Annotated in this window: 15 protein-coding genes and 1 pseudogene; 3 read left to right on the top strand and 13 right to left on the bottom strand. The window is 67.5% G+C overall.

What is annotated here, in order from left to right; all coding sequences use genetic code 11:
• Positions 1 to 245: 245 nt before the first annotated feature.
• The gene (locus tag L324_RS02385; protein ID WP_051173581.1) at positions 246 to 1,622 is read right to left on the bottom strand and encodes an MFS transporter; all 1,377 of its coding nucleotides are present in this window, start codon (positions 1,620 to 1,622) and stop codon (positions 246 to 248) included.
• A gap of 105 nt (positions 1,623 to 1,727) precedes the next feature.
• Positions 1,728 to 2,108, bottom strand: coding sequence for a winged helix-turn-helix transcriptional regulator (locus L324_RS02380; protein ID WP_037303733.1), 381 nt, complete (start codon positions 2,106 to 2,108; stop codon positions 1,728 to 1,730).
• A 194-nt stretch (positions 2,109 to 2,302) separates the two neighbouring features.
• Here L324_RS02380 and L324_RS02375 point away from each other — a divergent pair.
• The 3 genes and pseudogenes from L324_RS02375 to L324_RS02365 form a co-directional block, all read left to right on the top strand.
• Positions 2,303 to 2,854, top strand: a pseudogene (locus tag L324_RS02375) (DsbA family oxidoreductase); the annotation flags it as partial.
• A 172-nt stretch (positions 2,855 to 3,026) separates the two neighbouring features.
• Positions 3,027 to 3,782 (top strand): hypothetical protein, encoded by a 756-nt coding sequence (locus L324_RS02370; RefSeq protein ID WP_037303730.1) that lies wholly within the window; start codon positions 3,027 to 3,029, stop codon positions 3,780 to 3,782.
• Positions 3,783 to 3,821: 39 nt separating this feature from the next.
• The gene (locus tag L324_RS02365) at positions 3,822 to 4,409 is read left to right on the top strand and encodes a hypothetical protein (protein ID WP_037303729.1); all 588 of its coding nucleotides are present in this window, start codon (positions 3,822 to 3,824) and stop codon (positions 4,407 to 4,409) included.
• Here L324_RS02365 and L324_RS02360 read toward each other — a convergent pair.
• The 11 genes from L324_RS02360 to araB all read right to left on the bottom strand — a co-directional run bounded on the left by L324_RS02360 (position 4,387) and on the right by araB (position 21,940).
• Positions 4,387 to 4,791 (bottom strand): hypothetical protein, encoded by a 405-nt coding sequence (locus L324_RS02360; protein WP_037303728.1) that lies wholly within the window; start codon positions 4,789 to 4,791, stop codon positions 4,387 to 4,389. The two genes, L324_RS02365 and L324_RS02360, sit on opposite strands and share 23 nt — an antisense overlap.
• Positions 4,792 to 4,905: 114 nt before the next feature.
• The gene (locus L324_RS02355) at positions 4,906 to 8,655 is read right to left on the bottom strand and encodes a glycoside hydrolase family 2 TIM barrel-domain containing protein (RefSeq protein WP_037303727.1); all 3,750 of its coding nucleotides are present in this window, start codon (positions 8,653 to 8,655) and stop codon (positions 4,906 to 4,908) included.
• Between the two features lie 22 nt (positions 8,656 to 8,677).
• A complete protein-coding gene (locus L324_RS02350) occupies positions 8,678 to 10,153 on the bottom strand; it encodes a family 43 glycosylhydrolase (protein ID WP_235783383.1) in 1,476 nt (491 codons plus the stop codon).
• A gap of 2 nt (positions 10,154 to 10,155) precedes the next feature.
• Positions 10,156 to 12,693, bottom strand: coding sequence for an alpha-L-arabinofuranosidase family protein (locus L324_RS02345; protein WP_037303724.1), 2,538 nt, complete (start codon positions 12,691 to 12,693; stop codon positions 10,156 to 10,158).
• A 45-nt stretch (positions 12,694 to 12,738) separates the two neighbouring features.
• The gene (locus tag L324_RS02340) at positions 12,739 to 14,064 is read right to left on the bottom strand and encodes a jacalin-like lectin (RefSeq protein ID WP_037303723.1); all 1,326 of its coding nucleotides are present in this window, start codon (positions 14,062 to 14,064) and stop codon (positions 12,739 to 12,741) included.
• A gap of 70 nt (positions 14,065 to 14,134) precedes the next feature.
• Positions 14,135 to 15,382, bottom strand: a complete 1,248-nt coding sequence (mmsB, locus tag L324_RS02335; RefSeq protein WP_037303722.1) for a multiple monosaccharide ABC transporter permease — start codon at positions 15,380 to 15,382, stop codon at positions 14,135 to 14,137.
• Positions 15,383 to 15,385: 3 nt separating this feature from the next.
• Positions 15,386 to 16,909, bottom strand: a complete 1,524-nt coding sequence (gene mmsA / locus L324_RS02330) for a multiple monosaccharide ABC transporter ATP-binding protein (RefSeq protein ID WP_173426338.1) — start codon at positions 16,907 to 16,909, stop codon at positions 15,386 to 15,388.
• Positions 16,910 to 16,914: 5 nt separating this feature from the next.
• On the bottom strand, positions 16,915 to 18,045 hold the full coding sequence (chvE, locus tag L324_RS02325) for a multiple monosaccharide ABC transporter substrate-binding protein (RefSeq protein WP_037303720.1): 1,131 nt from the start codon (positions 18,043 to 18,045) through the stop codon (positions 16,915 to 16,917).
• A 27-nt stretch (positions 18,046 to 18,072) separates the two neighbouring features.
• Positions 18,073 to 19,578 (bottom strand): L-arabinose isomerase, encoded by a 1,506-nt coding sequence (gene araA / locus L324_RS02320; protein WP_037303718.1) that lies wholly within the window; start codon positions 19,576 to 19,578, stop codon positions 18,073 to 18,075.
• Entirely contained in the window at positions 19,575 to 20,261 is a 687-nt protein-coding gene (locus tag L324_RS02315) for an L-ribulose-5-phosphate 4-epimerase (RefSeq protein WP_037303716.1), read from the bottom strand. Before L324_RS02315 ends, araA begins: the two co-directional genes overlap by 4 nt.
• Positions 20,258 to 21,940: a ribulokinase gene (araB, locus tag L324_RS02310; protein WP_037303715.1), complete on the bottom strand. Its 1,683-nt coding sequence runs from the start codon at positions 21,938 to 21,940 to the stop codon at positions 20,258 to 20,260. The genes L324_RS02315 and araB overlap by 4 nt, the downstream gene beginning before the upstream one ends.
• Between the last annotated feature and the right edge of the window lie 60 nt (positions 21,941 to 22,000).

Genomic DNA, 22,000 nt, shown 5'->3' with positions numbered 1-22,000 from the left:
CCCGGCGGAATAGAGACAACGCGACGTCTCCATTTCGCCGGGGCCAATCGCAGTCAGTCGACTTATTGCGCCCAGGCAGGCGCCGCATTCCACCAGAGCCCAGGCAACCCGACCGCAATTAGCCGACTAAACGCGCCGCGCGCCACAGCCCAAGGTCTCACTGCACGGTCATTGGGTTCATCGCCAACGCTTGATCAGCCGACCACCTACCAGATTTCGCATTTAGTCGACTAAGTGCAGCCAATTCAAGCCACGTTCATCGCACCAGATTCCCTAGGAGCAACCGGAAGCACCGGCAACCGCCCTGCTGCAACCGCACCGGCCGCGGCCACAACACCGATGAACGCGTAAACAACCCCAAACGCCAGCGTCGGACTTGATTCGAGACCCGCCAGGATCGCGCCGGTCACCGCCACTCCCGCCACCGCGCCCACCTGCCGCACGGTATTGAACAGCCCCGAGGCACCACCCGCCTCGTCCTGCTCCACCGAGGCCATCGCGACGGCGGACAGGGGCGACCACGCCAGGGCGTTGGCGGCCCCCAGGATCGCGGCACCGGGAAGGATCCACCATGGACTCAGGTTGAGCACGACCACCAGGCCGATCAGCACAAGGCTCACCGTGAGCAGGCTCATGCCGAGGATCGCCGGCCGTCGGGCTCCCACGCGGTCGGCCCATCGGCCTGCCGGGGGCGACAACACGATCGCGACGAGTGCGTCCGGCGACAGGACCATCGCGGCTTCGATCGGGCCGAAGCCTCGCGCCTGTTGGATGTAGAGCATGGTCGGCAGAGCCATGGCGAGCACCGTCGCGCCGAGGGACGCCATCGCGAGGCTCGCCGACAGGTAGCCGGACGAGCGATAGAGCCACAGTGGCGCGAGAACCTCCACCCGGCTGCGAAGGCGGTATAGACGATAGAAGACGAGAAGCAGCACTACGGCCAGAGCGATGGCGGCGAAGATCATCGACGCCGAGAGCGTGCGCCAGGACAACAGTGCCCATACGAGAACGCTCAAGCCCGCGGTGCTCAACGCGGCACCGGCGAGATCGAACCGGGCGGCACTCCCCCGACTTCCCGGGATCAGGCGGATCCCCATCACCACGGCGATCACGCAGAACGGCACGTTGACCCAGAAGATCCAGCGCCAGTCCAGGCTCGCCGTCAGCAAACCGCCAAGGAGGGGCCCGAGCAACGTGGCCGCGGCGGCGACCGAACCCCAGACGCCGAAAGCGCGACCACGTTCGTCCTCGGCGAAGAGCCGCCGGATCAGCGTGAGCGGTTGCGGGGACATCGCCGCGGCCGCGAGTCCCTGCAGGACACGGAAAGCGATGAGCCAACCGATCGACGGCGCCAGACCGCACAGCACGGAGGCGACCGCGAAGCCGCCCATGCCGACGAGATAGACCCGCTTCGGGTCGAAGAGGTCGCCAAGCCGTCCGGCGACGAGCAGCGGGACCGAGAACGCCAGCAGATAGCCGGCCGTCACCCAGAACAGCCCGGCGACGTCGCCGCCGAGGTCCGCTTGGATGCTCGGGCTCGCCACGGCGACGATCGTCGTATCGAGCAGGAGCACGAAGAAGCCCGCGAGCAGGGCGGCGAGTCCTCCCCACTTGGAGGTCACGCGGTCACCCACTCCACCCTGAGCGTTTCGTCCTCTCGATGCGGTGGTTCGCACACCGAACCACCGCATCGAGAGGACGAAACGCGGGGCATTCGCGGGAGAAGGTCAACCGGCCGAATCGTGCCGTTCCCGGGCCGCGAGGATGTCGTCCCGATGCGCGTTCGCCCAGGTGTCCAGCGCGCTCAGCGGGACGAGCAGCGTCCGGCCGAGTTCGGTGAGCGAGTAGTCGACTCGCGGCGGCACCGTCGCGTACGGCGTCCGCGTCACCAGCCCGTCCCGGACCAGAGCGCGGAGCGTCAGGGTCAGCATCCGCTGGCTGATTCCCTCGATCCCCCGGTGCAGTTCGCCGAACCGGAAGGTCCGCTTGCCGAGTAACACCACGATGAGGACGCTCCACTTGTCACCGATCAGGTCGAGGATCTCGCGGGTCGGGCAGTCGTGGTCGGCGGGTACCGGCATGGGCACATCGATGTGCGTAGCTGACATGGAAGTGCCTCCTTACCGGCGCGACCCATACTGGCGTAGGTTGAGGTTACGAACAAGAAGTAACCAACGGAAGTGGTCATGACCGCCCCTGCTGAACAAGAACCGCTCGAACGACCGGAGCCCGCCGAACCGAACCTGATCGTCCTCGGCGCCGAGGACGCGCCGACCTGCACGGACGGGGTGTGCTCGTGGTGATGTCCATCGACGTCTGGTCCGACGTCGTCTGCCCGTGGTGCTACATCGGCAAACGCCGGATGGAGACCGCGCTCGGCCGATTCGAGCACGCCGCCGAGGTCGAGATCCGCTGGCACAGTTTCCAGCTCGATTCCTCGCACCCCCGGGGGCACCGCGAGCCGGTGCGGGACATGCTCGCCAGGAAGATGGGCGCGCCGCCCGAGCAGGTCAAGGCGATGACGCGCCAGGTCACCGAACTCGCCGCCGCGGAGGGGCTGACCTATGACCTCGACAACGCCGTGTCGGTCAACACGCTCGACGCCCACCGCCTCAACCATCTCGCCGACCAGCACGGGCTCGGCGATCGGATGCACGAGCGGCTGCTCAAGGCCCACCTTTGTGACGGCGAGATCGTCGACGATCTCGACACGCTGATCCGGCTCGGCACCGAAGTCGGCGTCCCCGAGGACGAGGCGCGCGAGGTACTGGAAGGCACGAAGTTCGCGGGCGAAGTCGACGCGGATTTCGCCGAGGCCCGCAGGATCGGCGTCAACGGCGTGCCGTTCTTCGTGCTGAACGGCGCTTATGGCGTTTCCGGTGCGCAGTCCCCGGTCACGTTTCTTTCCGCGCTGGAAAAGGCATACCGATCACGATAGGGCCACAGAACCCGTCCATCGTAACAACGTCCGTCCGCCCCGCGAGTGGTAAGCCGATGGCTTCGGCACGCGAAAAGGGGAGACGATCTTGCGACGGGCGGGTTCTGTGTGGTTCTGGTCCCTGCTCGGCGCCTTCATCGCCGCCGCTCTCAGCACGGCGATCAATTTCGCGACCGACCTCAAGACCAATTACCTCGCGTGGGGTCTCGCCGTCGCGTTCACGGTCGCGACGGGGCTGATCAGCGGCATTTCGCAGGTACTCGGCCGTCGCGACGGTGGCGGTGCGCGATCAGCGGGCACGACGCACGTCCCCCACGCCGGGCAGCCACAGGTCAACGTCTGGCTGGTGTTCTTGGTACTGGGGGTCTCGGGGTCCATGCTGGCGGCGATCTTCGTCGGCGTTCACTTCGCGGGCTCGACCCAGACAGCCGGCACACCGCTGCCCGCCGTGGTCGAACCGCGACCTGAATCCCCGCCGACGACGACCACCACGCTCCCCCAGCCCACAACGATGTCCGTCGCGCTCCAGCCGACCTCGAGCGAAGGCATCGCGGAGTTCGTCACCGGCTACTACCGCCTGATGCCCGACACCCGTACGGGCTGGCCGCTCATCGGACCGAACCTGCGACGCCGCGGCCTGACCGATTACGAGGCCCACTGGGGAAAGATCAGCGCGGTGGACGTCCACAGTGCCTCGGCCATCTCCGCGACGACCGTGCGGGCGCGCATCACCTTGCACTACCGCGACGGCCGTCCCTCCCCCACCGAAACCCACGAACTGACGGTCGTTCCCTGCGACGGTCACCTCTGCATCGACGCCGACACTCTTCTCCGGGCGAAATAGCGATCGCGATCCGGCGGTACGCGGTCTAGGGTCCCCGTCATGACCGCTCTTCCACGCGGCGGCCATCCCGCCGAAGCCTTGGCGGCCGTCGAAGCGAGTATCGAGGAATGCTGGCGGCGGTTCCTCGCCGAGTACGGCGTCGCCGCCGGAACACGCGAGGAAACCGAGCTCGCCGAAATGGTCGTCGCCGATACGTCCGCCTTTCGATGGCGAGTGGTCGACGCCGCGCTACGCCGGTTGCGGTGTACTGACTGCGGTAACGAGCTCGGTTCCGGTCCGACCGGGTGCGGGAAATGCGACCAGGCCGACGGTTTCCGGTTCGCGGCCATCGAGATCGACAGGCCCGCGACGCCGCGGGGCACCGAGCACGGGCTCCGCGTCGCCACGGCCGTCGCCCGTACCCGGCACCGCTACGGAGTGCGGGCCCGCTGCGGCTTCGAACTCGGGCTGCCGTCTCTTCTCGACGGCGAGCTGCCCAGCACGGCCCGGGCGCAGGCCTACCGAGCGGCAATCGACAAGCTCACCGAGGACGAATGCGAACGCGTGACCTCCTTCGAGGAAGTCCTCGCGAAACACCGAGGAACACGCCGGCCGCGCCCCGGGCTCAGTAGTCGTCGCGTCCGGTGAACTGCTGCTCCAGCACTTCCGCCGAGCCCGCGACGAGTTCGAGCGGGTCGGTGAACTCGTTGATGTCGAGGTTCACCAGCGGCAGGGAATGGCGCAGCACCAGGTGTTCGCCCATCACCACCAGTCCCCCGACGACGATCGTGTTGCCGATCTCCGTCAGGACGGTGGCCAGGTCGACCTCGTCGACGCGCGCGAACGGCGTCGCGATCTGCACCCAGTCCTCGCGGCGGTCGAAGATCTCGCGCGCGATGACCACGGTCTGGGCCCGCTCTTCGTAGTCGTCGTCCCCGTAGGACAACCGGATCCGGATTTCGTCCGGTTCGTCCCGGATGACCCGGTATTCGTGCCGTACGAACGCGACCAGATCGGCCCATTCCGCCATGAAGTCAGTCCTCCTCGCAGTCGGACCGAGACTAGCGAGAGCGACCGGCCGGTGTCTCGTCTCGTGAGTGGTAATAACGGTTAGAACCGTCATCACCACTCACGAGACCTGAGATCACCCTCCGTTGGGCAGCCCCGCCCGCGCTTCCTGCGAAGTCAGCGGCCGCAGTGACAGCGTGTACTCGTAGGTGCGGTCCTGCTGCACCTGACTGCGCTCACGGACCGGATTGGGCGTGTCCCCCACACCGGTGACAGCGTGACTGGCGTGCAGCGTGAACCAGCCCTGGTTGCGCTGCAACTGGAACGGGTACGCCGCCCGGTCGAGGTCGTCGAACGGCGTCACGCTGACGTCGTTCGCTCCCCCGACCAGCAGTCCGCCGGTCCGGCCGTCGGTGAGCAGCGCCCACCTGCTGTCAGTGTGGTTGCCGTGGTCCTGCGGCCGGTGGTAGTCGACGTACTGCTGGTCCACCGTGCTGGACTGGACGCCGATCGGTGTCCCGTCCTTCCGGTCGACGTAGCTCTCGGCCTTCCGCCCGTACCAGGCGAACCGGTCGTAGGAATCCGGCACCGCCAGCGAGACCCCGATCCTCGGCAGATACGGCAGGGTGCGCACGCTGCCCTGCGGCACCACCTTGTTGCCGAGGCTCAGCGTCCCGGTCCGGTCCACGGTGTAGGTCATCGTCTGGTCGAACCACGCCCCGGCGACGTCCGGCGCCGCGACCCGGCTGTCCACGATAACCCGCGCGCTCCGCGAGCCGTCCTTCTCCACGCGGACGCCGGTGACCGTGGTCTTCAGCCGGTCCAGTCCGGCCTTGCGCCAGTCCTCACCTTCGGCGCGGCCCCAGGCGAAGGTCTCGTTGCTGATCGGCGCGCGCCACGCGTCGAGCTTCGGCCCGCCGCTCAGCAGTTCCTTGCCCTGGTGCCGGATGGACGACAACGTCCCCGTGTTCTTGTCCAGTTTGTACGTGACGCCGGCCGCGGACGCCGTCACCGAACCCGCGTCCTCGGCGACGTCAACGGACTTCCCGTCGAGCGGCGAGCGGTCCAGACCCGGAATCCGCTTGCCGCCCAAGGAGAACTGGTCGTGCGCCAGCACGTGCCCTCGCGCGAGCATCGGTTCGCCTTGGGTCGTCACCGCCTCGACGGTGAGGAACCGCTCCCGATCGGCCGGATTCGCCGGTACGGGCAAGGAGATCTTCCCCGTCGACGCCGCGCCGACGCGCAACGGCTGCTCGCCACGGGCGACGATCCTGGAGCCTTCCTGGATCCGCCACCGCAGGTTCAGCTCGTCGGTGCCCTTGAACTGCCGCTCGTTGGTCACCGACAGCGCGCCACCGGAGTAGGCGAAGCGGAGCGGCTGGTGGGCCCACGCCATCTGCGCGGTCTCCGGCTGCGCCGAGCGATCCGAACCGATCAGACCGTCCACACCGGACAGACTCGACCCGTACGAGAGATGCTCGCCGCGATCGGTGACGCTGTCGAAGTCCAGCGCCAGCACCGCTCCACCGGCCGGTGCGGCACCGGACAGGTCCGTGGCGGAAAGCGGCTTGTCGTAGATGCGGACATCGTCGACCGCGCCGCGCCCCATCCACCCGATCGAAGACGGGTCGTTCCACGAGGTTTCGAAATCGCGGCCGATGTTGACCTCGGCCGACGACGGATCGATCGCGCCGGTGAACGGTTTGCTCCCGACCTCCTTGCCGTCGAGGTACAACCGCAGGGCCGTGCCATCGTAGGTGCCGCTCACCCTGTGCCAGTTGCCGTAGAAGTCGGCGGGTACCTTGGCCTGGACGGCCTGCCACGTTCCACTGTGGATGAAGAATTCCAGGGTGTCCTGCGTCTTCATCTTGAGCGCGTACTGATGGTCGCCCTTCCCGAGGATGCGGAAATCGCCGGTCCACTTCCCCGGCTTCACCCACGCGTCGAGGGTGAGCGCCTTGCCGGTGATGTCGAGTTTCCGGTCACGGTAGACCTCGACGAAATCGTCCAATCCGGACAGTGCCAGCGCCTTGCCGCGATGGCCTTCGATCAGATCCGGCTTCCCGGTCACGTGTGCCGAGATGTCGTTGCCGGAGGAGTCAGGGGTGATCCGGATCGGCTGCCGGATGTTCTGTTCCGCCCAGTCCCAGATGAATCCGCCCTGGGTCTGGGGATTCGCTCGGATGGTGTCCCAGAACTCCCGGAAGTTCCCCAGGCTGTTGCCCATCGCGTGCGCGTACTCGCCGAAGATCAGCGGTTTGGTGGTGTTCTTCGCCTGCTCCGCGAACTTCTCCGGAGACGGATAGCGCGGCCCCCAGACGTCGGCGAAGGGAGCGTCGCCGTCCGGGTTGTTCGACTGGTGGTAGATCGGCCGGGTCGGCTCGTTCGCGTCCAGCCATTCGGCCAGCGCGAAGTGATGCGCACCGAGACCGGCTTCGTTCCCCGTGTCCCAGAGGAAGACACTCGGATGGTTCTTGTCCCGTTCGACCATGCCGATCATCCGGTCGAAGAACGCGTCCCGCCAGGCCGGGTCGTTCGCCTGGCAGTAGTTCGCGCAGTTCTCGTGGTTGTGGGTCTCGATGTCGATCTCGTCGTCGATCCACAGGCCGTGCCGGTCGGCCAGTTCGTAGAAGTACGGGTCCGAGGGGTAATGCGACGTGCGGACCGCGTTGACGTTGAGCTGCTTCATCAGCGCGACATCGCGTTCCTGGGCGCGGCGGGGCACATGCCTGCCGTGGTCGGGATCGGTCTCGGCCCGGTTGACGCCCTTGAACAGTAAGCGCTTTCCGTTGACCAGCACCTGTTTGTCGCGGATCTCGATCTCACGGAAGCCGACGGTCTCACTGGTGATGTGCGTGATCCGGCCGTCGGGTGCGGTCAGTGTGAGGACGGCCGTGTACAGGTTCGGCGTCTCGTCGGACCACTTCGCGGGATTGCGGACAGGCAGGCTCAGCGTGGTCTTACCACCCGGATCGACTTCCCCGTTCGTCACCCCGACCTCCTTGCCCGCCGCGTCGCGCAGGCTCAGGCCGACCCGGTGCTTGCCTGTCGTCCCACCGGGTTTGGTGGCCACCTCGACCGCGGCCTTGAGCGTGGCGTCGGTGTAGGTCGCGTCGAGGTCGGTCGTCAGCCCGACGTCCTGGATGAACGTACCCGGCGCCGAATGCAGGGTCACCGACCGGAAGATGCCGGAGTACCGCCACTGGTCGACGTCCTCCAGATAGGCGCCCGCGCTCCAGCGGTGCACCTGCACGGCGATCCGGTTCGGCCCCGGTCGCAGCGCCGCCGAGATGTCGAACTCGGCCGGGGTGTACCCGCCCTGGTCGTAGCCGATGTACTTCCCGTTGACCCAGACGAAGTACGCCGACGTGACGCCGTCGAACCGCAGGAACGTCTTCCGCTGCGTCCAGTCCGACGGCAAGGGGAAGTCGCGGACGTAGGCACCGGTCGGGTTGACGTCACGCGGGACGCGGGGCGGGTCATCCGGTTGGATCTCGGTGGCGATGTTGCGGAAGATCGGGTGGTCCAGACCGTCGGTCTGCCACGTATGCGGCACGGACACCTCACGCCAGCGTGACGCGTCGTAGCCGTCCTCGTGGAAGCCCGCCGGGACCTGGGACGGATTGTCCGCCATCGCGATCCGCCATTTGCCGTCGAGCGACATCGTGTACGGGGAGCGTTCGTCGCGGCGGGCGGCGGCGGAAACGTCCGCGTACGGGCGCAGATAGGCGTGCGGTGGTTCCTGTCCCTCGGACACCTTCCGTGGATCGTCGAGATAGGACTGGACGTCGGCGGGTGGTCCGTCGGCCGCGGCCGACGGGACGGCCGCGACGAGGGTACCGGCGAGCATCGCCAGTACCAGAACCATGGGGCGTGTTCGCAGCACTGCGTTCGACCTCCCAGAGAGTTCAGCTGAGCCGGAAGCTGACCCGTTGACGATCCCGCACCCCGGTACCGGGACGGAAGGGCAAGATCCTTCCATTGTCGTGGGCCAAATAGGTGGCAGGATCACCGGACAGGCGGAACGACACCGCCTGCGGGTCAGCGAGACCCGGCACCTGGGTGAAACTCGCCGCCCGGCCATACGCGTCGCTTTCGTCGTACGGATCGATCCGCACGGTCGAACCGTCCACCACCCGGACGTAGCGGTCCGGGAAGTTCACCGACTGCAACGCCAAACTTCCGGCACCGCGGAAACCCGCCACGATCCGGAACTGGGAATCGGCGAGTTCTCGCACGTCACCGTCGGCGCGCAGCCGGTATTCGTAGTGCCGCACATAGGACGCGGGAGCGTCCAAAGGAGACAGTCGCAGGCACGGACCGCCCTTGCCGACCGGGACGCCGAAACTCGGGGTGCCGTCATTGTTCCAGTACAGCCGCTGGACCCGGGTGTGCCGGTTCGGGTCGTACAGCGGATCTCCGGTGATGTCGCGGTAGTCGCGGGCGTGGTAGACGAGTACGTCGGTCACCCCGTCTTCGGCGACGGTGAACGAATTGTGCCCTGGCCCGTACTGCCGGGTGGCCTCGTTGGTGGTGAACACCGGCTGCGGCGACTTCGTCCACGACCGCGGGTCGAGCAGATCCGATCGCTCGTCGGCGGTGAGAAGCCCCATGCAGTACCGGGAATCGGTGGCACTCGCCGAGTAGGTCATGAAGACCCGCCCGTTGCGGATGAGCACGGCCGGTCCCTCGTTGACCTTGAACCCCTGGATCTCCCACGGCAGCGTCGGCACCGCGAGGCGGACAGGGTCGCCCTTGAGCGCCAGCGGCGACGCCATCTCGGCCAGATACAGATTGCTGTTGGTCGCGATCCCGGGCTCGCTCTGCGCCCAGGCGAAATACCGCTTGCCCCGGTGTTCGAACGTCGTCGAGTCGAGGGTGAAGGTGTCCCACTTGGTCACCATCTGCCCGCGCAGCACCCAGGTATCGGCCCTCGGGTCGTCCGAAGTGGACTCCAGCACGTACGTCCGGATACGGAACACGTCGTCCGCATCGCCGGCGGCGAAGTAGACGTACCAGCGCCCGTCGATCCGGTGCAGTTCCGGCGCCCAGATGTGCCCGCCCATCTTGCCGGACGACGGACGCCGCCAGATCGTCTTCTCCCTGGCCGTGGCCAGGCCGTCGATGGTGGCGGAGCCGCGCACGACGATCCGGTCGTACTCGGGCACCGAGCCGGTGAGGTAGTACATCCCGTTCACCGGCCGGGTGATGAACGGGTCCGCCCGCTGCTCGACCAGCGGGTTCCGGGTGGTCAGCCGGGCCGGAGCGGCTTCGGCCGCAGCGGCGGTCGCCGTCGCGGTGACCGCCGAGGTCAGCGTGCCGACGGCGGTGGCGGCCAGCAGCCCGCCACCCGCTTTGAACAGGTCGCGTCGGTCGATCGTCATGGTCATCCCCTCACTCGGGCCGGGAAGCGCAGGAAGGTCACGGAATTCGGCGGGAAGGTGTAGCTGAACGTGTTCGCCACACCGGTGAACCGTGATTCGCGGGGCGCGATCGGCGTGGCGTAGGCGGTGTTGACGTCGTCGGGCAGGCCCTGCAACGTCGTCACGCGTGCGCTCGAACCGGGCTGGACCCGGGTACCGAGGTCGACCTTGGTGCGGGCGGCCGCGTTCTGCGCGTTGACCACCTTGACCACGAGTTCACCGGTCTTGAGGTCACGCGTGACGACCTGGCGGAACGGCTCGGCGACCTTGTCGTCGGTGAACGAGCCCCACTTCTGCCCGTCGACGAACAGCGTCACCTGACGGCCGCGGACCTCCACCCGCAGGTCGTACTGGCGGCCGGTCTCGATCTTGGTGTCGTTCTGGATCAGGGTCTGCTTCCCGCCACCCTCGGTCTTCTCGACGGCGGAGACGGTGTTGTTCCAGCCGCCGAGGTTCCACCAGTAGTTGTTCCCGGTGTCCTTGACCCCGAACGCGATGAGGAACCCTTCCCGTCCGGCGGTCTTGGTCGCCTTCACCGAGAAGTCGTAATCGCTCCAGGCCGGATCGCCCGCGGTCACCAGCGTGTTCTCCGCGGTCTGGTCGGACTGGACGTACGCGCCGTTCGACACCGCCCAGGAACCCCGTCCGGCCACCTTCGTCCAGCGTGAATCGTCACCGGAGAAGTCGTCCGAGAACAGCTGCGCTCCACCGGCCGACGTGACCTTGACGTCGTCATAGGCCGCGCTCGTGGCCCAGGTCGACAGCCCGATGGCCCCGGAGATCGGCGCCACCGTCGACGGCGTCGAAGACGCCTTGCTGGGCACGACGTGGTCGCCGGTGTTGGTCATGAACAGCTTCTGCGTCTCGTAACTGGCCGATCCCCACGAGCGCTGGTTGTCGAACCAGATCATGTCCGGTTTCCACTGCACGTAGTCGGTGTTCGCCAGCAGCGGCGCGTACGACGCGAGCTTGACGACGTCGGCGTTGCGCTCCAGCCCGGTCATGTACGCCGCCTCGGCCAGCGCGTTGCCGAACTTGTTGTCCAGCGACGCGTACTCGCCCAGGAACACCTTGGGACCGTTGCGGTCGTAGGTGTCGTAGCGCTGGTTGTTCTGCAGGAACCATTGCGGGCTGTTGTAGTAATGCTCGTCGACCATGGCGACCTTCGCGTTCCGGTTCAGGTCCCAGAGCCGGTCGAACGTCCCGCCGGTGTCGTCCGGACCGGAGTTGCTGATCACCGTGATGCCGGGGTACTTCGCCGCGATCGCCTTGCGGAACTCCGTGAAACGCGCGAAGAACTCGTCCGGCAGGTTCTCCTCGTTGCCGACGCCGACGTGTGTCAGGTTGAACGGCGCCGGATGCCCCATCTCGGCCCGTTTCCTCCCCCAGGTCGAGGTGACCGGGCCGTTGGCGAACTCGATCAGGTCGAGGGTGTCCTGGATGTGCCGCCGCAGCAACGCGGGATCGTCGGTGGCCCGGTTCTGCCCGCAGCCGGTGACCAGCGCGGGCACCACCGGCAGCGGCATCGCGCCGATGTCCTCGGAGAACTGGAAGTATTCGTAGTAGCCGATGCCGTAGGACTGGTTGTAGCCCCAGAAGTTCGCGTTCGTGGCGCGCTGCTCGACCGGGCCGATGGTGTCTTTCCACTGGTACGAGCGCTTCCGCTCCCAGTCCGGTGCCTCGTAGCCCCGGTGGCTGCCGGTGTTGACCAGACATCCGCCGGGGAACCGCACGAAACCGGGCTTGAGCGCGGCGATCTTCTCCGCGAGATCGGCCCGCATGCCGTTGGGCCGGTTCTTGTAGGTGTCGCGCGGGAACAGCGAAACCATGTCCAGCCGCAGTGTCCCGCCGCCGGACGCGGTCAGCGCGAGCCTGCCGAGCGCGCTCGACTCCCGTGCCCGCACGACGCCCGAGTACCGCACCCAGCCGTCGCCGCGGACCTGAACCCGCAGCGGATCGGCAAGCGCTTTCCCGGCGGGGTCGGTGACGGCCGCCGTGAGCGGCGTCCCCGCCGCCCGGTCGGTCCGGGCGAACACCGAGAAGTCGTACAGCTTGCCCTTCTCGACACGGATTCCCGAGTTGTACCCGGAGTTCGCGACACCGTATTCACCACTGGAAAGATCGAGCCGCAGATAGCGCCGGTTCCGCTCGTTGAGGCGCTGATCGTCGTCGGCGACCTGCACCTTGCCACTCCCCCCGCCTGCCGACGTCGTCGGTGCCCACGAGGTCAGCGGGGTGTACGAGGCGTTGTCGGCCTTGTCGTATTCGAAGGACCGGTTCTGGACGAGTTCGGCGTACAGCCCGCCGTCCGCGGCACGGTTGATGTCCTCGAAGAAGACGCCGTACATCGAACGGTCGATCGTGGCACCCCGGCCCGCCGCGTCGACGGCGAGCGTGTAGTCGGTCATCGGTGTCTGGCCCGAAGCGGCGGGGACGGGAACTCCTATCCCCAAGGCCATGATGGACGTCAGCGCGCCCAGCCGGACGATTCTCCTGCGCACAGCACTTCCTTTCGCACCTTTGCGATGGTCGTGGTTCGTTTCGGGTCAGATCCGGGTCCGGATGAAGCCGATCTTGTCGACCTCGTCCCCGGCCCGGCCGTGGAATCCCGCGATCTGCCAGCCCGGTACCGCGGCTCGGGTCACGCAGTCCGACGTCGCGGTCCCTGCCGACAACGTCCTGCCGCGGTCGGTGGTGAACGTGGCCGAGAAGATCCGGGTGGTGTTGTCGTGCTTGCCCCGGCAGAGCGTCGCGGCGGTGAGGTGTTCGCCGTTCTCCAGGGTCAAGGTGACGGCGGTTCCCCCGCTCCCACCGTGGGAGAGCGTGGTCCCGTTGGCGAGGGTGAGGCCGATGTTGTCCACCCGGGAGCCGCCGCGCAGGGACAGGGACCGGACACCGGCGCCGGCGGGGATCGCGTCGATGTCGGTGAAGTAGGAGCCATGCGGACCGCCGAACTGGTCGGTCGGCAGGAAATCCGCGTGCTGGCGCCAGGCGAAGGCGGTCGCGATCGGCGAATGATCCGAGAGCATCGCACCCGATTCGTCGAGGAACTTGGCGTGCTCGTTGGCGTAGGAGGTCGCTTCGAGGCTCACGAGCTTGCTGCCGCGGTAGAGGATCTTGTCGACGACCTCGCAGTCGTTCGTCACCGCCGCCGGGTCGCACACCAGCGCGGGGCTGCCCTGCGCGGGCGCGGTCCCGCCGCGGACCAGCTGGACCCAGGCGTCGGTCAGGCCGTTGTCGGCCGCGAACGCCGCGATCGTGTCGCCTGTCCTCGTGTAGCGGGTGTTGGTGTCGCCCATGACCACGACGGCGTTTCCCGCCGACCGGGTCTTCATGAACGCCGTCAGCTGCTTGAGGTTGGCCGCCCTCGACTTCAGGTCACCGTCGTTGGTCCCGGCGTTGGTGTGGAGGTTGTAGAAATCGGTGAACACGCCCTCGGCGAGCCGGACCCGCATGAAGGTGAACCCCTTCGGCGTGAGGCAGTCGCCGGAGTCGAACTGGCACGAGTCCCATTTGACGCGTTCGAAGTCGTCGACGTCGTAAGGGATACCCGACAGCGTGTTGAGGCCACTGCCGAAGCCCGCACCGCCGCTGGTCGGCGTCCGATGAGGATGGCCGTCGGCGGCGTAGAGCGTGGCGTGGTAGTTGAAATCCTCCTGGACGTGCACGACGTCGTAGGGGCCGATCCGGCCGCCGATCGCCCTCGTGGCCGGTTCCCGCGGCGTCGGCGCGCTCGAGAGGGATTCGGGCAGGCCGGCGATGTTGTAGGTGAGCACGGAGAACGTCCCGCTCGGAGCCGCTTCCGCGGCCGCCGGGACACCTGCCGTGAGCAGTAGAGCGGACGCTAGAACGAAGAACAGGCGCTTCGACACGGAAGTCTCCTGAGGTTCGGTACGGCGTGGGTGTCCCGGGTCGCCGGAGCGGCCCGGGACACCCACCCCGTCAGGTGGCGGTACGCGACCTGCGTTTGGTCCAGATGTCGTAGGCGACGGCGGCGAGCAGCACGAACCCCTTGACCAGGTTCACGCTCTCGGTCGGCGCGCCGATGAGGGACATGCCGTTGTTGATGACGCCCATGATCAGGCCGCCGGTGATCGCGCCGACCACCTTGCCGACCCCGCCCTGGACGGCGGCGCCGCCGATGAAGGCCGCGGCGATGGCGTCGAGTTCGAACATGTTGCCCGCGGTCGGCCCGGCCTGGTTGAGCCGTCCGGCGACGATGACGCCGGCGATCGCGGACAGCACGCCCATGTTGACGAAGATCCAGAACGTCACCGACTTGACCTTCACCCCGGACAGGGTCGCGGCCTGGAGGTTCCCGCCGATGGCGTAGATGTGCCGTCCGAACACCGCCCGCGTCGTCACCAGCGTGTACCCGATGACCAGCACGGACAGCAGGATCAGCACCCACGGCAGGTTCTTGTAGCGGGCCAGCTGGACCACCACGAACAGCACGACGGCGGCCGCGGCGACCATCTTCAGCAGGAACATCGGCAACGGATCGACCTCTTGCAGGTAGTTGATCCGCGCCGTGCGCTTACGCCACTGCGAGAAGACCGCGCCCGCGATCGCCAGCACGCCGACGAGAAGGCTCACCAGGTCGGCGCCGCCGAGCGGGCCGAGCCCGATGTTGCCGAGGTACCCGCCGGTGAACCCGTTCGCCAGCGTCCGCACCTCGTCCGGGAACGGGCCGATCCCCTGGTTCCCCAGCACGGTCAGGGTGAGCGCGCGGAAGATCAGCATCCCCGCCAGGGTCACGATGAACGCCGGGATGCCGAAGTAGGCGACCCAATACCCTTGCCACGCCCCGATCACCGCGCCGACGGCCAGCGTGATGAGCAGCGCGAGCGGCCACGCCATGCCGACGTTCACCATCAGCACGGCGGAGATCCCGCCGGTCAGCGCCACCACCGAACCGACCGACAGGTCGATGTGCCCGGCGATGATGATCAGGATCATCCCGATCGCGAGGATCAGCACGTAGGAGTTCTGCACGATCAGGTTCGAGATGTTCTGCGGTTCCAGCAGCGCGCCGCCGGTGAGGATCGAGAACAGCACGACGATCAGCGCGAAGGCGACGTAGATCCCGCTCTGGCGCGGGTTGAACGAGATCCGCCGTGGCGCCCTTTCCGGCGTGGATCCCTTCGGTTCCGGGACACCGGTGACGGTGTCTGCGGAGGCGGTGCTCATGACTTACTCCTGTTCCCTGGTCATCGCGTGCATGAGGACCTCCTGGGTCGCCTCTTCCCTGGCGACCTCACCGGTGATCCGGCCCGCCGACAGCGCGTAGATCCGGTCGCACAGACCGATCAGCTCCGGCAGCTCGGAGGAGATGACCAGCACGGCCTTGCCCTCGTCGGCGAGCCGGTTGATGATCGTGTAGATCTCGTACTTCGCGCCGACGTCGATACCGCGCGTGGGCTCGTCGAGGATCAGCACGTCCGGATCGGTCAGGATCCACTTGGACAGCACGACCTTCTGCTGGTTGCCGCCGGACAGCGTGCCCGTCACGCTCTGCACGTTCGGCGCCTTGATGTTCATGCTCTTGCGGAACTCTTCCGCGACCCGGTGTTCCTCGTTCTCGTCCACCCAGCCGCGGCGGGCGAGTTTGCCCAGCGCGGCGCCCGAGACGTTGCGCTGGATGTCCTCGATGAGGTTGAGCCCGTAGCGTTTGCGGTCTTCGGTGGCGTAGGCGATCCCGTGCTCGACGGCGTCGCCGACCGTGCGCACCTCGATCTCCTTGCCGTCCTTGATCAGGCGGCCGGAGATGTCCTTGCCGTACGAGCGGCCGAACACGCTCATCGCGAGTTCGGTCCGCCCGGCGCCCATCAGCCCCGCCAGCCCGACGATCTCGCCGCGCCGCAACGTCAGGCTCGCCCCGTCGACGACCACCCGGCCGTGCTGGGTCGGGCTGTGCACGGTCCAGTCCTCGATCCGGAGCACCTCGTCACCGATCCGCGGTTCCCTCGGCGGGAACCGGTTCTCGAGCTTCCGGCCGACCATCCCGGAGATGATCCGGTCCTCGGTCACACTGGCCGCGTCGAGCGTCTCGATCGTCCGCCCGTCCCGCAGGATGGTGATCGAGTCGGCGATCGCGGCGATCTCGTTGAGCTTGTGCGAGATCATGACGCAGGTGACGCCGTCGTCGCGCAGCCCTCGCAGCAGGTCGAGCAGATGCGCCGAGTCGTCGTCGTTCAGCGCGGCGGTCGGCTCGTCGAGGATCAGCAACTTGACCTCTTTGGACAGTGCCTTGGCGATCTCGACCAGCTGCTGCTTGCCGACACCGATGTCGAGCACCGGCGTCACCGGGTTTTCCCGCAGGCCGACGCGCTTCATCAGCTCGCCCGCCTCGTGGTTGGTCCGGTTCCAGTCGATCAAACCGCCGCGCGCCTTCTCGTTGCCGAGGAAGATGTTCTCCGCGATCGACAACTGCTGGCACAGCGCGAGTTCCTGATGGATGATCACGATCCCGCGCCGTTCGCTGTCGCGGATCGCGGAGAACGCGCACGGCTCGCCGTCGAAGACGATCTCGCCCTCGTACGAACCGTGCGCGTAAACACCCGAAAGAACCTTCATCAGCGTGGACTTGCCCGCGCCGTTCTCGCCGCAGATCGCGTGGATCTCACCCCGCCGCACCGACAGGTTCACGTCCTGCAGCGCCTTGACCCCGGGGAAGGATTTGGTGATCCCCCGCATCCGAAGGATTTCGTCGGTCACTTCCACTACCTCAGCTGTTCCGCTTTGTAGTAGCCGGAGTCGATGAGTTCCTTCTGGTAGTTGCCCTTGTTCAGGATCACCGACTCCAGCAGGAACGCCGGGACGACCTTCTGGCCGTTGTTGTAGTCCGTGGTGTTGTTGGTCTCGGCCTTGCCGCCCTTGAGCACCGCGTCGGCCATCTTGACCGTGGTGTCGGCGAGCTTGCGGGTGTCCTTGAAGATGGTCGAGTACTGCTCGCCCGCGATGATGGACTTCACCGACGCGACCTCGGCGTCCTGCCCGGTGACGACCGGGTACGGCTGACCCGGCGTGCCGTAACCGTTGCTCTTCAGCGCCGAAAGGATGCCGATGGAGAGGCCATCGTACGGCGAGAGCACCCCCTGGACCTTCGCGCCCGAGCTGTAGGTCTTGGTCAGAAGGTCTTCCATGCGCCGCTGCGCGGTCGCGGCCTGCCAGCGCAGGATCGCCGCGACGTTGAACGCGGTCTGACCACTCTTGACGACCAGCGTGCCGTTGTCCAGGTACGGCTTCAGGACCGACATGGCGCCGTTGAAGAAGAACGTCGCGTTGTTGTCGTCCGGCGAACCGGCGAACAGCTCGACGTTGAACGGGCCCTTGCCCTCACCCGGGGAACCGTCCTCCTTGAGGACCTTCAGCCCGGTGAGCAACGACGTCGCCTGCTGCACGCCGACCTTGAAGTTGTCGAAGGTCGCGTAGTAGTCGACGTTGGGGGTGTTGCGGATCAACCGGTCGTAGGCGATGACCGGGATCTTCTTGTCCGCGGCCTCCTGCAGCTGCGTGGTGATCGCGGTGCCGTCGATCGAGGCGATCACGAGCAGCTTCGCGCCCTTGGTGATCTGGTTCTCGATCTGGTTGACCTGCGTCGGGATGTCATCCTCCGCGTACTGGAGGTCGACCTGGTAACCCAGCTTCTCCAGCGCCGCCTTGATGTTGTCACCGTCGTGGATCCAGCGCTCCGACGACTTGGTCGGCATGGTGACGCCGACGAGCCCGCCCGCCGCGCCGCTGCCCGCGGCCGGCTGCTGCTCTCCCGTCTTCGTACTCGAACCGCAGGCGGTCAGCGCCGCTCCGACGCCGATCGCCATGGCCAGCGTGGCCAGTTTCGTGAACTTCATTGTTCCTTCTCCTCCGGTGGGGACCGCTCAGAAACCTTGTGCGAGCCGGTAGTACGCCTGGTTCCAGCGCATCCGGTCCGCGATCGACTCGGGCGTCGTCGTGTGGTCGATCATCAGCAGCTCGACGTCGAGCATGGTGGCCAGATCGCGGATCGATTCCGCGCCGACGGCCTGCGTGAGCACCGTGTGGTGCGGTCCGCCCGCGGTGATCCAGGCCTCCGCGGACGTCGCCAGCGACGGCGCCGGCTTCCAGACAGCGCGCGCCACCGGCAGGTTCGGCAACGGTTCGTCCGGCGCGACGACCTCGACCTCGTTGGCCACCAGGCGGAACCGGTCGCCGAGGTCGGCCATGCCGATGACCACGGCGTCGCCGGGGGCCGCGTCGAAGACCAGCCGGACCGGGTCCTCGCGGCCGCCGATACCGAGCGGGTGGATCTCGCAGGACGGGCGGGCGGCGGCGATGCTCGGGCAGACTTCGAGCATGTGGGCGCCGAGGATCTTCGGCTCGCCCGGGCCGAAGTGGTAGGTGTAGTCCTCCATGAAGGACGTTCCCAGCGCGGAATCGCGGCTCATCGCCTTCACCGCGGTCAGCAGCGCGGACGTCTTCCAGTCGCCCTCGCCACCGAAGCCGTACCCGTCGGCCATGAGGCGCTGCACGGCGAGGCCGGGCAGCTGGCGCAGCCCGCCGAGGTCCTCGAAGTTCGTGGTGAACGCGCCGAAACCGCCCTCGGTGAGGAAGGTGCGCAAGCCCTGTTCGATCCGGGCCGCGTAACGCAGGGATTCGTGCCGCTCCGCGCCCTTCGCCAGTTCCGGTGCGAGGGCGTACGCCTCGGTGTACTCCTCGACCAGCGTGTCGACCTCGGCGTCCGGGACGGCGTCGACCAGGGCGACGAGTTCGTTGACGCCGTAGGTGTTCACGGAGACGCCGAACTTCAGCTCCGCCTCGACCTTGTCCCCGTCGGTGACCGCGACGTCACGCATGTTGTCGCCGAACCGCGCGAGTTTGAGCGAGCCGAGCGTCTGGCGCCCGATCGCCGCGCGGACCCACGCGTCGATCCGCTTCGCGACCGACGGATCCGCGGCGTGCCCGGCGATGGTCTTACGCGGCACCCCGAGCCGGGTCTGGATGTAGCCGAACTCGCGGTCGCCGTGCGCGGCCTGGTTCAGGTTCATGAAGTCCATGTCGATGGACCGCCACGGCAGCGCCTCGTTGAGCTGGGTGTGCAGATGCAGCAACGGCTTCCGCAGCGCGTCCAGCCCGGTGATCCACATCTTGGCCGGCGAGAAGGTGTGCATCCACGCGATCACGCCGACGCAGGCGTCGTCCGCGTTCGCTTCGAGCATGACCCGCCGGATCGCCGACGGTTCGGTGAGCACCGGCTTCGCGACGATCTCCGCCGAGATCCGCCCGGTGTCGGCCAGCATCCGCTGGATCTGCAGCGACTGGCCGGCGACCTGCGCCAAGGTGTCTTCGCCGTACAGCGCCTGGCTTCCGGTGAGGAACCAGACCTCGGTCTTCCGCTGTGTGCTCACTTCTCTCCCTGCTGGCCGTAGACGTTCTGGTAGCGCGCGTAGAGCCGGTCGATGTCCTCTTCGGACAGTGGCTCCGGTTTCCCGAGCGCGGAGGCGATGTGGACGGTCCTGGCGACGTCTTCGACCATCACCGCGGCCTTGACCGCGTCCTTGGCGGTCCGGCCGACGGTGAACGGGCCGTGGTTGCGCATCAGCACCGCGGGTGACCGGCTGGACCGGAGCGTCTCGACGATCCCCCGGCCGATCGAGTCGTCCCCGATCAGCGCGAACGGCCCGACCGGGATCTCCCCGCCGAACTCATCGGCGATCATCGTGAGCACGCACGGGATCGGCTCGCCGCGGGCCGCCCAGGCGGTGGCGTAGGTCGAATGCGTGTGGACGACACCGCCGACCTCCGGCATGTGCCGGTAGACGTAGGCGTGCGCGGCGGTGTCCGACGACGGCGCGAGATCACCCTGCACGACCTCACCGTGGAGATCGGTGACGACCATCGTGTCGGCGCTCAGCTCGTCGTAGGAGACGCCGGACGGCTTGATCACCATCAGGTCGTGGCCGGGGACCCTGGCCGACACGTTGCCCGCCGTCCAGATGACCAGCTCGTACCTGGTCAGCTCGCTGTGCAGCCGGGCGACGGTGTCCCGCAGTTCCTCGAAGGTGTCCGTGATGTCGGCGGCCAGGCTCATCGGTGCTGTCCTTTCCGGACGGAGGCGGCCGCGCGACGGCGGGCGGCGAGACGGTGCATGACGTCGTTGGCGCCGCGGCCGAAGTAGTCGTGCAGCGCGGCGTACTCGGCGTAAAGGTCGTCGTACGCCTTGACGTTCTCGGCGATCGGCCGGTAGACCGCGCGGCGGACCGAACCCATCTCCGCCGCGGCGGCGGGGACGTCCGGATGCGCGCCCGCGGCGACGGCGGCGTGGATCGCCGAGCCCAGCGCGGGACTCTGCGTGGAGCCCGCGACCGAGAGCGGCAGGTTCGTGACGTCGGCGTAGATCTGCATCAGCAGCTCGTTCTTGACCAGGCCACCGGCGACGATCAGTTCGGTGACCGGGACGCCGGCGCGCTCGAAGGTCTCGACGATCGTCCTGGTGCCAAACGCGGTGGCCTCCAGCAGCGCCCGGTAGGTGTCCTCGGCGCGGGTCGCCAGCGTCTGGCCGACGACGACTCCGGAGAGCTCGTGATCCACCAGTACCGAACGGTTCCCGCTGTGCCAGTCCAGTGCGACGAGACCGTGCTCGCCGATCTCCTGCGTCGCGGCGAGCCGGGTCAGCAGTTCGTGGACGGAGATGCCCGCTTCCTGGGCGTCGTACACATAGGATGCCGGGACACCGTGTTCGACGAACCAGCCGAAGATGTCGCCGACACCGCTCTGCCCGGCCTCGTAGCCCCACTGCCCGGCCACGATCCCGCCGTCGACGACACCGCACATCCCCGGCACCTCACGCAGTTCGGCGCCGTTCATCACGTGACAGGTGGAGGTGCCCATGATCGCCACCATCTGGCCGGGCGCGACGGCCTGGACCGCGGGCGCGGTGACATGCGCGTCGACGTTCCCGACGGCGACCGCGATCGCCTCGGGCAGTCCGGTCCACTCCGCGGCCTGCGCGCTCAGGCTCCCGGCCTTGGCGCCGAGCGCGCCCAGCGGGTGCATGAGCTTGTCGTCCACAAAGGACCCGAAACCGGGGGCGAGTGCTTCGAGGAAGCCGACGCCCGGGTACCGGCCGTCCTGCAGGATGCCCTTGTAGCCCGCGGTGCAGGCGTTGCGGACGTAGGTTCCGGTGAGCTGCCAGACGATCCAGTCCGCGGCTTCGACCCAATGCCGCATCCGCGAGTACACCCCGGGGGCCTCTTCGAAGACCTCCAGCGCCTTGGCGAATTCCCACTCAGAGGAGATCAGCCCGCCGTACCGCGGCAGCCACGACTCGCCGCGTTCCCGCGCCAGCGCGTTGATCCGGTCGGCCTGCGGCTGCGCGGAATGGTGGCGCCACAACTTCACGTAGGCGTGCGGTTCCCCGGCGAACTCGGGCAGTTCGCACAACGGGGTGCCGTCGGCGGTGGTCGGCACCATGGTGCAGGCGGTGAAATCGGTCCCGATGCCGATGACGTCGGCGGGATCCGCGCCGGCGGCCCGGATCGCCTCCGGTACGGCGGTGCGGAGGACGTCGACGTAGTCCGACGGCACCTGCAGCGCCCAGTCCGGCGGCAGGCCCTGTCCGGTCTCCGGCAGGATCCGGTCGATCACGCCGTGGCGGTACTCCGAAACCGCGCTGCCCAGTTCCGCGCCGTCACGGACCCGGACCACGACGGCCCGGCCGGACAGCGTCCCGAAGTCGACGCCGACGACCAGCGGTTCCCCTGTACTCACTTCTTCTCCCGCAATGTTAGCGTTCACATTCTTGGTCGTTGGCCACCGAAGAGCGGTGGC

The sequence above is a fragment of the Amycolatopsis orientalis DSM 40040 = KCTC 9412 genome, assembly GCF_000478275.1.
In the GTDB taxonomy this organism is placed as follows: Bacteria; Actinomycetota; Actinomycetes; order Mycobacteriales; family Pseudonocardiaceae; genus Amycolatopsis; species Amycolatopsis orientalis.
The sequence above is the reverse complement of the archived record's forward strand: the minus strand, read 5'-3'. Positions and strand labels throughout refer to the sequence as shown.